This is a genomic window from Rhizobacter sp. P2_H3, assembly GCF_056403355.1.
Window position 1 is genome coordinate 88,362 of sequence record NZ_JBFUFQ010000001.1, and the last position, 13,413, is coordinate 101,774.

General features: G+C 70.9%; 14 protein-coding genes. 13 read left to right on the forward strand and 1 reads right to left on the reverse strand.

The genetic code is table 11. The features are described from left to right. The first annotated feature begins 23 nt into the window (after window positions 1-23). The 12 genes from AC1D1T_RS00405 to AC1D1T_RS00460 all read left to right on the forward strand — a co-directional run bounded on the left by AC1D1T_RS00405 (window position 24) and on the right by AC1D1T_RS00460 (window position 11,372). Window positions 24-710: a Type 1 glutamine amidotransferase-like domain-containing protein gene (locus AC1D1T_RS00405; protein WP_477991202.1), complete on the forward strand. Its 687-nt coding sequence runs from the start codon at window positions 24-26 to the stop codon at window positions 708-710. 60 nt (window positions 711-770) lie between these two features. After that, on the forward strand, window positions 771-1,445 hold the full coding sequence (can, locus tag AC1D1T_RS00410; protein WP_465112753.1) for a carbonate dehydratase: 675 nt from the start codon (window positions 771-773) through the stop codon (window positions 1,443-1,445). A gap of 13 nt (window positions 1,446-1,458) precedes the next feature. Further along, window positions 1,459-3,243 carry a bifunctional isocitrate dehydrogenase kinase/phosphatase gene (gene aceK, locus AC1D1T_RS00415; RefSeq protein WP_465112752.1) on the forward strand — a complete coding sequence of 595 codons (1,785 nt, stop codon included), beginning with the start codon at window positions 1,459-1,461 and terminating at the stop codon, window positions 3,241-3,243. Continuing rightward, on the forward strand, window positions 3,243-4,544 hold the full coding sequence (gene bioA, locus AC1D1T_RS00420; protein ID WP_477843772.1) for an adenosylmethionine--8-amino-7-oxononanoate transaminase: 1,302 nt from the start codon (window positions 3,243-3,245) through the stop codon (window positions 4,542-4,544). The genes aceK and bioA overlap by 1 nt, the downstream gene beginning before the upstream one ends. Next, a complete protein-coding gene (bioD, locus tag AC1D1T_RS00425; RefSeq protein ID WP_047506838.1) occupies window positions 4,541-5,212 on the forward strand; it encodes a dethiobiotin synthase in 672 nt (223 codons plus the stop codon). The genes bioA and bioD overlap by 4 nt, the downstream gene beginning before the upstream one ends. Then, window positions 5,209-6,417, forward strand: a complete 1,209-nt coding sequence (bioF, locus tag AC1D1T_RS00430; protein ID WP_477991204.1) for an 8-amino-7-oxononanoate synthase — start codon at window positions 5,209-5,211, stop codon at window positions 6,415-6,417. The genes bioD and bioF overlap by 4 nt, the downstream gene beginning before the upstream one ends. Next, on the forward strand, window positions 6,410-7,588 hold the full coding sequence (locus AC1D1T_RS00435) for an acetyl-CoA C-acyltransferase (protein WP_477826453.1): 1,179 nt from the start codon (window positions 6,410-6,412) through the stop codon (window positions 7,586-7,588). The genes bioF and AC1D1T_RS00435 overlap by 8 nt, the downstream gene beginning before the upstream one ends. After that, on the forward strand, window positions 7,585-8,361 hold the full coding sequence (locus tag AC1D1T_RS00440; RefSeq protein WP_477841768.1) for a DUF72 domain-containing protein: 777 nt from the start codon (window positions 7,585-7,587) through the stop codon (window positions 8,359-8,361). The genes AC1D1T_RS00435 and AC1D1T_RS00440 overlap by 4 nt, the downstream gene beginning before the upstream one ends. Continuing rightward, window positions 8,358-9,023: an SDR family oxidoreductase gene (locus AC1D1T_RS00445; RefSeq protein ID WP_477826451.1), complete on the forward strand. Its 666-nt coding sequence runs from the start codon at window positions 8,358-8,360 to the stop codon at window positions 9,021-9,023. Before AC1D1T_RS00440 ends, AC1D1T_RS00445 begins: the two co-directional genes overlap by 4 nt. Window positions 9,024-9,052: 29 nt before the next feature. After that, window positions 9,053-10,180 carry an acyl-CoA dehydrogenase family protein gene (locus tag AC1D1T_RS00450; protein WP_477991206.1) on the forward strand — a complete coding sequence of 376 codons (1,128 nt, stop codon included), beginning with the start codon at window positions 9,053-9,055 and terminating at the stop codon, window positions 10,178-10,180. After that, on the forward strand, window positions 10,177-10,779 hold the full coding sequence (locus tag AC1D1T_RS00455; RefSeq protein ID WP_477827744.1) for a 2-hydroxychromene-2-carboxylate isomerase: 603 nt from the start codon (window positions 10,177-10,179) through the stop codon (window positions 10,777-10,779). The genes AC1D1T_RS00450 and AC1D1T_RS00455 overlap by 4 nt, the downstream gene beginning before the upstream one ends. Before the next feature lie 77 nt (window positions 10,780-10,856). Next, complete coding sequence (locus AC1D1T_RS00460; RefSeq protein ID WP_477827745.1) at window positions 10,857-11,372, forward strand: hemerythrin domain-containing protein; 516 nt, start codon at window positions 10,857-10,859, stop codon at window positions 11,370-11,372. Here the strand turns inward: AC1D1T_RS00460 and AC1D1T_RS00465 are convergent. Next, window positions 11,341-12,285, reverse strand: coding sequence for a LysR family transcriptional regulator (locus AC1D1T_RS00465; RefSeq protein ID WP_477827746.1), 945 nt, complete (start codon window positions 12,283-12,285; stop codon window positions 11,341-11,343). The two genes, AC1D1T_RS00460 and AC1D1T_RS00465, sit on opposite strands and share 32 nt — an antisense overlap. Window positions 12,286-12,355: 70 nt before the next feature. Here AC1D1T_RS00465 and AC1D1T_RS00470 point away from each other — a divergent pair. Continuing rightward, a partial coding sequence (locus AC1D1T_RS00470; RefSeq protein ID WP_477991210.1) for an acyclic terpene utilization AtuA family protein occupies window positions 12,356-13,413 on the forward strand: 1,058 nt, incomplete at its 3' end.

Here is a 13,413-nt window from a genome sequence, read left to right on the forward strand (position 1 = left end):
GCATGCCCCGCGGGAGCGTGGGCATGACAGGGCACATCGTCGCGTTGGGCGGGGGCGGCTTCTCGATGGAGCCGGACAACCCCCGCCTCGACACCTGGATCCTCTCGCTCGCCCGCCGGCCCCGCCCGCGCGTGAGCTTCGTCGGCACCGCCAGCGGCGACAGCCCCGACTACCTGCTGCRCTTCTACAAGGCCTTCGCGAAGCTCGACTGCGAGGCCCGCCACCTGCCGCTGTTCCAGTTCGACCGCGGGCTCGACCTGCGCGCCGAGGTGCTCGCGAGCGACGTCGTCTACGTCGGCGGCGGCAACACGCCGGCGATGCTCGCGGTGTGGCAGCTCTACGACCTGGCGGCCGCCTTCGCCGACCTGCTCGATGCCGGCGGCGTGCTGGCCGGCATCAGTGCCGGCGCGAACTGCTGGTTCGACCGCTACGTCACCGACAGCGTGCCCGGCGGCGGCGTGAAGCCGGGCCTCGGCTTCGCGGCCGGCAGCTTCTGCCCGCACTACGACGGCGAATCGTGGCGCCGGCCGCTCGTCGAGCAGGTCGCGCGCGACCATGCCGGCGAGTGCCTGGCCTGCGACGACAGTGCGGCGGTGCGCCTGGATGCGCAAGGCCGTCTCGTCGAAGCCGTCGCCTCGGTCGAGGGCAAGCGCGCCCACCGCTGGATCGACGGCGAGCCCGCGCCCCTCATCACCCGGCTGCTGGCCTGAGAGGGCGAGAGCAAATCCGCAACTGCTTACACTGCCGCGTCTTCGCTGCACTGCAACATCATGACGACCGACCTGCAAGAACTCCTGGACAGCAACCGCCTGTGGGCGCAGCGCACCGAAGCACGCACGCCGGGCTTCTTCACCGGCCTGCTGAAGCAGCAGGCGCCGCAGTACCTGTGGATCGGCTGCGCCGACAGCCGCGTGCCGGCCAACGAGCTGGTCGACCTGGCGCCGGGCGAGCTGTTCGTGCACCGCAACGTCGCCAACGTGGTGGTGCACTCCGACCTGAACGCCCTGTCGGTGATCCAGTTCGCCACCGACATGCTGAAGGTCAAGCACATCATCGTGGTCGGCCATTCCGGCTGCGGCGGCGTGGCGGCGGCGCTGCACGACCGGCGCGTCGGCCTGGCCGACAACTGGATCAGCCACGTCAAGGACGTGCGCAACAAGCACCAGGCCTGGCTCGACACCGTGCAGGAATCGCGCCGCGTCGATGCGCTGTGCGAGCTGAACGTGATCGAGCAGGCGCGCAACGTCTGCCACACCACGGTGGTCGAGGAGGCCTGGCGGCGCGGCCAGGAGCTGGTCATCCACGGCTGGTTCTACGGCCTGTACAACGGCCTGCTGCAGGACATGAAGATCACCATCGCCGGCCCGGAGCAGGTCGGCACGGCGTACGACGACGCGCTGGCCGGGCTGCAGTCGCGCTATGCCTCGATGGGGGCGGTCGGCTGAACCGCGGCGGCGCATGTTCCCGCAGGCCCTCACCGACGCGCGCGCGTTCGGCATCGCACAGGCGATGCTCGACGGCTTCAACCGCCACTATCGGTTGTTCCGCGCGGCCAGCGCCGGCGCCAAGCAGCGCTTCGAGAGCGCCGACTGGCACGGCCAGCAGCGCGCGCAGCGCGAGCGCATCGAGTTCTACGACGTGCGCGTCGACGAGGCCGTCGAACGGCTGCAGACCGAGTTCGATGCCGCGAGCCTGTCGTCCGAGGCCTGGCAGGAAGCCAAGCTGCACTACATCGGCCTGCTGACCAACCACCACCAGCCCGAGCTCGCCGAGACCTTCTTCAACTCGGTGACGACGAAGATCCTGCACCGCAGCTACTTCAACAACGACTTCATCTTCGTGCGCCCGGCCGTGTCGACCGAGTACATCGAGAACGACGAACCGGCATCGCAGCCGACCTACCGCGCCTACTACCCGACGCGCGAGACGCTGCGCGAGACCTGGCTGCGCGTGGTGCACAACTTCCAGCTGGCCTGCGAGTTCGAGGATCTCGATCGCGACATCGACCACGTGCTGGCCGCCGTCACCGCGCAGATGGGCGATTTCCGGCCGCGCGCGAACTTCCAGATCCAGGTGCTGAGCTCGCTGTTCTTCCGCAACAAGGGCGCCTACGCGGTCGGCAAGGTGATCAACGGCTTCCGCGAGACGCCGTTCGCGCTGCCGATCCTGCACAGCGCCGGCGGCAAGGGGCTCACGATCGACACCGTGCTGCTCAGCGAGGACGACCTGCTGATGCTGTTCAGCTTCGCGCGTGCGTACTTCCTGGTCGACATGGAGATCCCGTCGGCGTATGTGCAGTTCCTGCGTTCGCTGATGCCGCGCAAGCCGCGCTCGGAGCTGTACAGCGCGCTCGGCCTGCAGAAGCAGGGCAAGAACATCTTCTACCGCGACCTGCTCGCGCACCTGCGCCACAGCAGCGACACGTTCCGCATCGCGCCCGGCATCAAGGGCATGGTGATGCTGGTGTTCGACCTGCCGTCGTTCCCGTACGTGTTCAAGGTGATCAAGGATTTCTACCCGCCGCAGAAGGAAACCACGCGCGAGCTGATCAAGAGCAAGTACCTGCTCGTGAAGCAGCACGACCGCGTCGGGCGCATGGCCGACACGCTGGAGTACAGCAACGTGGCCTTCCCGCGGGTGCGCTTCGACGACGAGCTGGTGGCCGAGCTGAAGCACTTCTGCGGCAGCCTGCTCGAGCAGGACGGTGACGACCTGGTGATCCGCCACGTCTACATCGAGCGCCGGATGATCCCGCTCAACATCTACCTGCAGGAGGCGACGCCCGAGCAGGTGGAGCACGCGGTGGTCGAGTACGGCAACGCGATCAAGGACCTGGTTGCCGCGAACATCTTTCCCGGCGACATGCTGTGGAAGAACTTCGGCGTCACGCGCAACGGCAAGGTGGTGTTCTACGACTACGACGAGATCGAGTACCTGAGCGACTGCAACTTCCGCCGCGTGCCGGCCGCGCGCACCGAGGAGGAAGAACTCTCCGGCGAGGTCTGGTACCGGGTCGGGCCGCGCGACGTGTTTCCCGAGACCTTCGGGCCGTTCCTGCTCGGCCACCCGGGCGTGCGCGAGGTGTTCATGAAACACCATGCCGACCTGCTGGATGCCGATTTCTGGCAGCGTCGCAAGGAGCGCATCCAGGCCGGGCATGTGCACGACGTGTTCCCGTACGACCCGGCGCGGCGCTTCAAGAACCAACGACGGCTGCGCGCGGCGCAGCAAGGCTCGACATGATGACCCTGAATGAACGCAGCCGCGCCGCGGTGTGGCACCCCTGCAGCCAGATGAAGCAGCACGAGACGCAGCCGCTGCTCGAAGTGGCCGGCGCCGAGGGCGTGTGGCTGATCGATCCGGCCGGCCGGCGCTATCTCGACGGCATCAGTTCGTGGTGGGTCAACCTGTTCGGCCACGGGCATCCGCACCTGCGCGCGGCGCTGCATGCGCAGCTCGACACGCTGTGCCACGTGATGCTGGCGGGCTGCACGCACGAGCCGGTGGTGGCGCTGTCGGAGCGGCTGGCCGAGCTCACCGGCCTGGGCCATGCGTTCTACGCCAGCGACGGCGCGGCCGCCACCGAGATCGCGCTGAAGATGAGCGCCCACCACTGGCGCAACCGCGGCCGGCCCGGCAAGAACAAATTCGTCGGCATCGAGGGCGGCTACCACGGCGAGACGGTGGGCGCGCTGTCGGTCACCGACATCCCGTTGTTCCGCGATGCCTACGGCCCGCTGGTGCGCCTGAGCGCGACGGTGCCCAGCCCCGATGCGCGCGGCGCGCTGCCGGGCGAGACGGCGGCCGACGTGGCCCGCCGCTGTGCGCAGGCGCTGCAGGCGGTGCTCGAATCGCGGCACGACGAGATCGCCGCGGTGATCGTCGAGCCGCTGATCCAGTGCGCCGCCGGCATGGCGATGCACGACCCGGCCTGGCTGCGCGAGCTGCGCGCGCTGTGCGACCGCTACGAGGTGCACCTGGTGTGCGACGAGATCGCGGTCGGCTTCGGCCGCACCGGCAGCCTGTTCGCGCACCAGCAGGCCGGCATCCGGCCCGACCTGCTGTGCCTGTCGAAGGGGCTGACCGGCGGCACGATGGCGTTGTCGACGGTGCTGGCCAGCGACGAGGTGTTCGCGTCGTTCTACGACGACAGCACGGCGCGCGGCTTCCTGCATTCGCATTCGTACACCGGCAACCCGCTGGCCTGCCGTGCTGCGCTCGCGACGCTGGAGATCTTCGGCCAGCGCGACTGGATGGCGCACAACGCGACAACGGCCGCGGCGCTCGACGCGCTGTGCGAGCCGTTGCGCGCGCACCCGGCGGTGCTGCGCAGCCGCCGGCTCGGCATGGTGTGGGCGTTCGACATCGACAGCGCGGATCCGCTGTTCGCGCGCCGCTACCACGCGGCCGCGCTGCGCCACGGCCTGATGCTGCGGCCGATCGGCAGCACGCTGTACTTCATGCCGCCGTACGTGATCGACGAGGCGGCGTGCGCGCAGCTGGCAAGCGGTGCGCTGGCCGCACTGCAGGAGACCCTGGAATGAACGTCGAAGGCTATTTCGTCACCGGCACCGACACCGGCGTCGGCAAGACCCTGGTCGCGAGCACGCTGATGCTCGACCTGCGCCGCCGCCACAAGCGCGTCGTCGGCATGAAACCGGTGGCCGCCGGCACGATCGCGACGCCGCACGGCGACGACAACGAAGACGTGCTTGCGCTGCGCGCCGCCGCCACCGTCGCGGTCCCGCGCGAGCTGGACAACCCGTACTGCCTGCCGCTGCCGCTGTCGCCGCACCTGGCGGCGCGCGCCGCCGGCGTGCAGATCGACATCTGCGAGCTCGGCCGGCGCTACCGCGACCTGGCCGCGCTGGCCGACGCGGTCGTCGTCGAAGGCGCCGGCGGCTTCCTGGTGCCGCTGAACGACACGCAGACCGGTGCCGACCTCGCGCAGGCACTCGACCTGCCGGTGCTGCTGGTGGTGGGCCTGCGACTGGGCTGCCTGAACCACGCCTTGCTGACGCAGGAGGCGATCCGCGCGCGCGGGCTGCGCCTGGCCGGCTGGGTCGCGAACCGCATCGACCCGGCGATGCGCGCGGCCGACGAGAACATCGCGACGCTGCGCGAGCGCATCGACGCGCCGCTGTGGGCGGAGCTGCCGCACCAGCCGCACGCGACCGCGCAGGACATGCTGCCCCACTGGACCGCGCGATGAATGCCTTCGACCTCGGCGAGATGACCGCGCAGCTCGACGCGCTGGACGGCGCCAGCCTGCGCCGGCGCCGCCGTGTCGTGCAGCAGGTCGACGGCCCGCGCATGGTGGTCGACGGCGAAGCGCTGCTCGCGTTCTGCAGCAACGACTACCTGGGCCTGGCGCAGCACCCGGACCTGATCGCCGCGGCGCAGCGCGCGGCTCGGCAGTGGGGCGTCGGCGCGACCGCCTCGCCGCTGGTCTGCGGCCACACCGAGGCGCACGACGCGCTGGAGCGCGAACTCGCCGCGTTCGTCGGCCTGCCGGCGGCGCTGAGCTTCTACGCCGGCTTCGCGGCCAACGTCGGCCTGCTGCCGGCGCTGGTGGGGCGAGGCGATGCGCTGTTCTGCGACGCGCTGAACCACGCCTGCCTGATCGATGGCGCGCGGCTGTCGGGCGCGCAGATCGGCGTGTACCCGCACGGCGACCTGGAGGCGCTGGCCGGGCGGCTCGCCGCGTCGACCGCCGAGCGCAAGCTGGTGGTCACCGATGCGGTGTTCAGCATGGATGGCGACCTCGCGCCGCTGCCCGGGCTGCTGTCGCTGTGCGAGCGCCACGACGCCTGGCTGCTGATCGACGATGCGCACGGCTTCGGCGTGCTCGGCCCCGACGGGCGCGGCACCGCGGCACATTTCGGGTTGCGCTCGAAGCGACTCGTCTACATGGCGACGCTCGGCAAGGCGGCCGGCGTGGCCGGCGCGTTCGTCGCCGGCGACGCGACGCTGATCGACTGGCTGCTGCAGCGCACCCGCAGCTACATCTTCGCGACCGCGATGCCGGCGATGCAGTGCGAGGTGCTGCGCGAGAGCCTGCGCGTGATGCAGCGCGAGCCGCAGCGGCGCGCGCATGTGCTGGCGCTGGTGCGGCGGCTGCGCGCCGGGCTGGCCGAGCTGCCGTGGGAGAACCCGCCGTCGCCGACGCCCGTGCAGCCGCTGATCCTCGGCGGCAATGCCGAGGCGCTGGCGATGGCCGCGGGCCTGCGCGAGCGCGGCCTGTGGGTGCCGGCGATCCGGCCGCCGACGGTGCCGGCGGGCAGCGCGCGGCTGCGCATCACCTTGTCGGCGGCGCACACCGAGGCCGAGGTCGACCGGCTGCTGGATGCATTGCGAGAGATCGCCGCGAAGCGTAGAACCTGTTCACCACACCCTGAAGGAGACCCTCATGTCTGATCGCATCGTCATCGTGTCCGCCGCCCGCACGCCCATCGGCGGCCTGCTGGGTGATTTCAGCGCGCTGGCCGGCCACCAGCTGGGCGCGATCGCGATCAAGGCCGCGGTCGAGCGCGCCGGCATCACCGGCGACGCCGTCAACGAGGTGCTGATGGGCAACTGCCTGATGGCCGGCCAGGGCCAGGCGCCGGCGCGCCAGGCGGCGCTCGGGGCCGGGCTGCCGCAATCGGCCGGGGCGGTGACGCTGTCGAAGATGTGCGGCTCGGGCATGCGCGCGATGATGTTCGCGCACGACATGCTGAAGGCCGAGAGCGTCGACGTGATGGTGGCCGGCGGGATGGAGAGCATGACGAACGCGCCGCACCTGATGTTCGCGCGCAAGGGCGTGCGCTACGGGGCGGCCCAGATGTTCGACCACATGGCGATCGACGGGCTGGAGGATGCCTATGACCGCGGCCGCGCGATGGGCGTGTTCGCCGAGGAGTGCGTGGCCAAGTACCAGTTCACCCGCGAGGCGCAGGATGCGTTCGCGATCGCTTCGACGCAGCGCAGCAAGCAGGCCAACGAAGACGGCAGCTTCGACTGGGAGATCGCGCCGGTGACGGTCGCCGGCAAGGCGGGCGACACGGTCGTGAAGTTCGACGAGCAGCCGTTCAAGGCCAAGCTCGACAAGATCCCGACGCTGAAGCCGGCGTTCAAGAAGGACGGCACGATCACCGCGGCGAATGCGTCGAGCATCTCCGACGGCGCCGCGGCGCTGGTGCTGATGCGCGAGAGCACCGCGAAGCGTCTGGGCAGCCAGGTGCTTGCGCGCATCCATGCGCACGCGGTGCATGCGCAGGCGCCGAACTGGTTCACCACGGCGCCGATCGGCGCGATCGAGAAGGTGCTGAAGAAGACCGGCTGGGCCGCGAAGGAGGTCGACCTGTGGGAGGTCAACGAGGCCTTCGCCGCGGTGACGATGGCGGCGATGCACGAGTTCAAGCTGCCGCACGAGATCGTCAATGTGCACGGCGGCGCGTGCGCGCTGGGCCACCCGATCGGCGCCAGCGGTGCGCGCATCGTCGTCACGCTGCTGGGCGCGCTGCGCAAGCGCGGTCTGAAGCGCGGCGTGGCCGCGCTGTGCATCGGTGGCGGCGAGGCGACGGCAATGGCGGTGGAGCTGGTTTGACGGGCACGCGGCGGTCGTCGCTCGCGCCGCCGGTGCGCATCGGCACGGCGGGGTGGGCGATTTCCGCCGCGAATGCCGCGGCGCTGCCCGGCGACGGGACGCACCTCGAGCGCTATGCGATGCGGATGAACTGCGTGGAGATCAATTCGTCGTTCTACCGCGGCCACCGCACGCAGACCTATGCGCGGTGGGCCGACAGCACGCCCGAGCACTTCCGCTTCGCGGTGAAGCTGCCGAAGCGCATCACGCACGAATGCCGGATGGCGGATGCCGACGAGCTGCTCGCGCAGTTCGTCGACGAGGCCGGTGGGCTGGGCCCCAAGTGGGCCGTTGCATTGGTGCAGCTGCCGCCGGGGCTCGCGTTCGATGCCGACGTGGCGGGGCGCTTCTTCGGGCGGTTGGGCGAGGCCTTCGACGGCGCCGTCGTCTGCGAGCCCCGGCACCGCAGCTGGTTCACGTCTCAGGCCGACCAACTGCTGGCGCGCTGCGAGGTGGCGCGCGCGGCCGTGGACCCCGCGAAGTGGCCGCATTCGGAGCACCCCGGCGGGTGGGCCGGAGCGTCGACGGCGCGGCGCCCGGCCGTCTTCTACTTCCGCTGGCACGGCTCGCCGCGGACCTACTGGTCGGCCTACGACGAGGCATGGCTGCGCGAGCGTGCGCAGGTCCTCGCGCAACTGCCGGCGCACGCCGAGCGCTGGTGCATCTTCGACAACACGGCGGCGGGCGCGGCATTGCCGAACGCCCTGCAGCTGGAGACACTCACGACCCCATGAACATCCTCATCATCGGCGCTTCGCGCGGCATCGGCCTCGAGTTCGTCCGCCAGTACCGCGAGGCCGGCGCGCGCGTCACTGCGACCGCGCGCGACGAGGCCGGCATCGCCCGCCTGCAGCAGCTCGGCGCCGAGGCCTTCGCGCTCGACGTGACCGACACCGCCAGCGCCTCGGGTCTCGCCTGGCGCATCGACGGGCAGGCCTTCGACGTCGTCGTCGTCAATGCCGGCGTGCTCGGGCCGCAGCTGGCGGCGCCGCAGACGCCGAGCGAGGCCGACTTCGATGCGGTGATGCACACCAACGTGCTCGGCGCGATGCGCATCCTGCCGCAGGTGATGGAATCGCTCGCGCCCGGCGCGAAGCTCGCGGTGCTGTCGTCGCGCATGGGCTCGATCGGGCTGCGCAGTTCGGGCAGCAGCTGGCTGTACCGCGCGTCGAAGGCCGCGCTCAACTCGGTGCTGAAGGACATGTCGTTCACGCTTGCCGGCCGCGCGACCTGCGTCGCCTTCCACCCGGGCTGGGTGCGCACCGACATGGGCGGTTCGTCGGCCGACATCAGCGTCGAGCAGAGCGTGGCCGACATGCGGCGCACGCTGGCCGCGCTGCAACCGTCGGAGAACGGCAGCTTCCTGAACCACGACCACCAGCCGCTGGCCTGGTGAGGCTGAACGAAGAATCGAGGAGACGACCCATGCTGACCGAAGACCACCGCGCGGTGCAGGACGCCGTGCGCGCCTACGTGCAGGACCGCATCGCCCCGCAGGCTGCCCGCTGGGACAAGGAGCACCATTTCCCGAAGGACGAACTGCGCGGGCTGGCCGAGCTCGGCTGCTACGGCGTGGCGGTGCCCACCGAGTGGGACGGTGCCGGGCTCGACTACCTGAGCCTGTCGCTGATCCTCGAGGAGATCGCGGCCGGCGACGGTGCCACGTCGACCATCGTCAGCGTCAACAACTGCCCGGTGTGCTCGATCCTGATGGCGTGGGGCGACGAGGCGCAGAAGGCGCTGTGGCTGAAGCCGCTCGCGCGCGGCGAGATGCTCGGCGCGTTCTGCCTGACCGAGCCGCACGTCGGCTCGCAGGCCGACGGGCTGAAGACGAGCGCGGTGCGCGACGGCGAGCACTACGTGCTCAACGGCGTCAAGCAGTTCATCACCAGCGGCAAGCACGGCGACGTGGCGATCGTGATGGCGGTCACCGACAAGGCGGCCGGCAAGAAGGGCATCAGCGCGTTCATCGTGCCGACCTCGATGCCGGGCTACAGCGTGGCGCGGCTGGAGGACAAGATGGGCCAGCATGCGAGCGACACCGCGCAGATCCTGTTCGAGAACTGCCGCATCCCGGTGGCGAACCGGCTGGGCGATGAAGGGCAGGGGCTGAAGATCGCGCTGTCGGGGCTGGAGGGCGGGCGCATCGGCATCGGCTCGCAGGCGGTGGGCATGGCGCGCGCGGCCTTCGAGGCGGCGCTGCGCTACGCGAAGGAGCGTGTCGCGTTCGGCAAGCCGATCTTCGAGCACCAGGCGCTGCAGTTCAGGCTGGCCGAGATGGCGACGCAGATCGAGGCGGCGCGGCAGCTGATCCACCATGCGGCGCGGCTGAAGGATGCCGGCCAGCCGTGCCTGAAGGAGGCCGCGATGGGCAAGCTGTTCGCGAGCGAGATGGCCGAGCGCGTGTGCAGCGAGGCGATCCAGATCCATGGCGGGTATGGGTACGTGAGCGATTTCCCGGTCGAGCGCATCTACCGCGACGTGCGGGTGTGCCAGATTTACGAAGGCACGAGCGACGTGCAGAAGATCCTGATCGGGCGGGCGCTGGCATGAACACCCCCATCGACTTCTACTTCGACTTCTCATCCCCGTACTCCTACATCGCCTCCGAATGGATCGAGGCCCTGGCGGCGCGCCACGGCCGCACCGTCGCGTGGAAGGCGGTGATGCTCGGCGCGGTGTTCCAGGCCGCTGAGCTGAAGAGCCCCGTCTCGCACCCGGTCAAGCGCGAGTACTCGCTGCACGACTTCGAACGCTCGGCGCGCTTCGCCGGCGTGCCGCTCGCGATGCCGGCGAAATTCCCGATCGCCACGCAGAACGCCTCGCGCGTGTTCTGGTTCCTGCACGACAGCGATCCGGCGCGCGCCGTGGCCTGGGCCCGGCTGTGCCTGCGCGCGTACTTCACGCGCGGTGTCGACCTGGGTGATGCCGCGGCACTGGCCGGGCTGGCGTCCGATCTCGGCTTCGAGGCCGGCGCGGCCGAGCGCGTCTGGACCGATCCGGTCTGGAAGGACCGCCTGCGCCAGGTCAATGACGCGGCAATCGCGGCCGGCGTGTTCGGTGCCCCGTTCTTCGTGCTCGATGGCGAGCCGTTCTGGGGCAACGATCGGCGCCCGCAGATCGAACGCTGGCTGGAGAGCGGCCCGTTCTGACTTGATCGGCCGCAACGACACGCCGCCCGATGCGGCCCAGGATCGGGCTTTCGACTCTGCCCTGCCGCCCCATCACCATGTCTGCCCTTGCCGTCGATCCGCAATCGCTGTCCGCCCCCCTTCCTCCGCCGCGGCCACGCCTGGCCTGGTCCGACGGCCTCGCGCTCGGGCTGGAGGCAATGGACCACACGCACCAGGCGTTCGTCGACCTGCTGGCGCAGGTGGCGACCGCCGATGACGAGGCGGTGCGTACTGCCTGGGATGCGCTCGTCGAGCACACGCAAGGGCATTTCGACCAGGAGGACCGCTGGATGCGCGACACCGGCTTCGCCTCCGGCAACTGCCACGCGACCCAGCACCGCGTGGTGCTCGAGGTGATGCGCGAAGGCGCGGCGCGCGGGCAGGTGGCGATGATCCGCCAGATGGCCGATGAGTTGGCCGTCTGGTTCCCGACGCATGCGCAGACGATGGACGCGGCGTTGGCGCTGCATCTGCGGGGTGTCGGCTACGACCCGGTGAGCGGCGAGGTGCGGCTGCCGCAGGCGCTGCCGGCGGGCGGGATCACGGGCTGCGGGTCGGCTTCTTGCGGCTGACGCGGCTGCCACCGGCTGCAGATTTCGTCCCCTCCGGCGGCCGCGCCATCACCCACTCGTACAAGCCCTGCGCCGCCACCGACAGCCCGCGGTCGCGCCGCCGCACCAGGTAGAGCTGCCTTTGCAGCCCGGTCCACGCCAGCGGCCGCGTGACCACGCCGGGCGCCTTGAAGTGGAACAGCGTCAGCCACGGCACGATGCTCACGCCCAGCCCCGCGCGCACCATGCCCATCACGGTGGCGAGCTGGTCGACCTCCAGCACCGCGTTCATCACCTGCGGATGCGTCGCCGCATCCAGGTACTGCCGCACGCTCGATGTGCGCGACAGGTGGATGAAGGGCCAGGCCGCCACGTCCTTCGGCCGCACCTCGGCCAGGCGGGCCAGCGGATGGCGCGCCGGGCACACCAGGTGGAAGTCGTCGCTGCAGAACGGCTCGGCGCGCAGCTCGGGCGTCTCGGCCCGCGTGGCCGCGAGCGCGAAGTCCGCATGCCCGCTGCGCACGAGCTCGATGCACGGCTCCGACAGCACGTCGGCCACCTGCAGCTCGATGCCCGGCCAGGCAGCGCGGAACCCCGCCAGCACCGGCGGCAGCCAGCCGGCCGCGAGCGACGGCAGCAGCGCGATCGAGACCCGCCCGCGCCGCCGCGCGGCCTGGTCGCGCACGCCGGCCAGTGCGCTGTCGAACTCGTCGAGCACGCGCCGCGCCGACAGCTCGAACTCGCGGCCCTCGGCCGTCAGCTCCACCGAGCGCGTGCTGCGGTCGAACAACCGCAGCCCGAGCGCCTCCTCCAGCTGGCGGATCAGTGCACTGAAGGCCGGCTGCGACAAGTGCATCGCCGCCGCGGCCCGCGTGAAGTTGCGCTGCCCCGCCAGCAGCACGAAGGCGCGCAACTGCCGGGTCGAGACATTCATTTGCATTGCAGATCAACTCATCCGAAATTGCGAATTCCCATATTAATCGCCGCTGCCTACAGTCGGCCCGATGAATCGACAACCCTTGCGCATCGGCTGCGCCGCCGGCTTCTCGGGCGACCGCACCGATGCGGCCGGCCCGGTGGTTGATGTGCTGCTCGCCGCCGGCGGCCCCGGCGTGCTGATCTTCGAGACGCTGGCCGAGCGCACGCTGGCGCTGGCGCAGCTGGCGCGCCGCGACGATCCGCTGGGCGGCTACGAGCCGCTGCTCGATGACCTGCTGCGGCCGGTGCTCGCGCGCTGCCTGGCCGGCGGCCTGCGCATCGTCAGCAACTTCGGCGCGGCCAACCCGCAGGGCGCGGCGCGGCACATCGCGGCGCTGGCGCGCGAGCTGGGTGTGCGCGTGCCGCGCATCGCGGTGGTGTCGGGCGACGACCTCGCCGGCGATGCGCACCGCGGCCTGCTGCTCGACGCGCTGGGGCCCCAGGCGGCCGCGCTGAACATCGTCGCGGCCAACGCCTACCTCGGCGCCGAGGCGATCGCCGATGCGCTGCTGGCCGGCGCCGAGATCGTCGTCTGCGGGCGGGTCGCCGATCCGTCGCTGACCGTCGGCCCGGCACTTGCGCACTTCGGCTGGGCGCGCGACGACTGGGACCGCATCGCCGGTGCGACGATGGCCGGGCACCTGCTCGAATGCGGCGCGCAGGTCAGCGGCGGCTATTACGCCGATCCGGGCTACAAGGACGTGCCCGGCCTCGCGGCGCTCGGCTACCCGATCGCCGAGATCGATGCCGACGGCGGCTGCGTCATCACGAAGCCCGCCGGCACCGGCGGGCGCATCGACGAGCACACCGTGAAGGAGCAGCTGCTCTACGAGGTGCACGACCCCTTCGCCTACCTGACGCCCGACGTCGTGGCCGACATCGGCCAGGCGCAGGTGCGGCAGCTCGGCCCCGACCGTGTACGGCTCGACGGCGTGCGCGGCCATGCCCGACCGGCGCAGTTGAAGGTGAACGTGTGCCACGAGACCGGCTGGCTGGCCGAAGGCGAGATCTCGTACGCCGGCCCGCGGGCCGAGGCGCGCGCGCGGCTCGCGGCCGAGGTGCTGCGCGAGCGGCTGCACGGCCT

Bases quoted from the DNA above. Each gene is read 5' to 3' on its own strand.
- aceK (WP_465112752.1), top strand. From the start codon at position 1,459: ATGTTCCCGCAGGCCCTCACCGACGCGCGCGCGTTCGGCATCGCACAG.
- AC1D1T_RS00460 (WP_477827745.1), top strand. From the start codon at position 10,857: ATGTCTGCCCTTGCCGTCGATCCGCAATCGCTGTCCGCCCCCCTTCCT.
- AC1D1T_RS00465 (WP_477827746.1), bottom strand. From the start codon at position 12,285: ATGAATGTCTCGACCCGGCAGTTGCGCGCCTTCGTGCTGCTGGCGGGG.
- can (WP_465112753.1), top strand. From the start codon at position 771: ATGACGACCGACCTGCAAGAACTCCTGGACAGCAACCGCCTGTGGGCG.
- bioF (WP_477991204.1), top strand. From the start codon at position 5,209: ATGAATGCCTTCGACCTCGGCGAGATGACCGCGCAGCTCGACGCGCTG.
- AC1D1T_RS00445 (WP_477826451.1), top strand. From the start codon at position 8,358: ATGAACATCCTCATCATCGGCGCTTCGCGCGGCATCGGCCTCGAGTTC.
- AC1D1T_RS00435 (WP_477826453.1), top strand. From the start codon at position 6,410: ATGTCTGATCGCATCGTCATCGTGTCCGCCGCCCGCACGCCCATCGGC.
- bioD (WP_047506838.1), top strand. From the start codon at position 4,541: ATGAACGTCGAAGGCTATTTCGTCACCGGCACCGACACCGGCGTCGGC.
- AC1D1T_RS00450 (WP_477991206.1), top strand. From the start codon at position 9,053: ATGCTGACCGAAGACCACCGCGCGGTGCAGGACGCCGTGCGCGCCTAC.
- AC1D1T_RS00455 (WP_477827744.1), top strand. From the start codon at position 10,177: ATGAACACCCCCATCGACTTCTACTTCGACTTCTCATCCCCGTACTCC.
- bioA (WP_477843772.1), top strand. From the start codon at position 3,243: ATGACCCTGAATGAACGCAGCCGCGCCGCGGTGTGGCACCCCTGCAGC.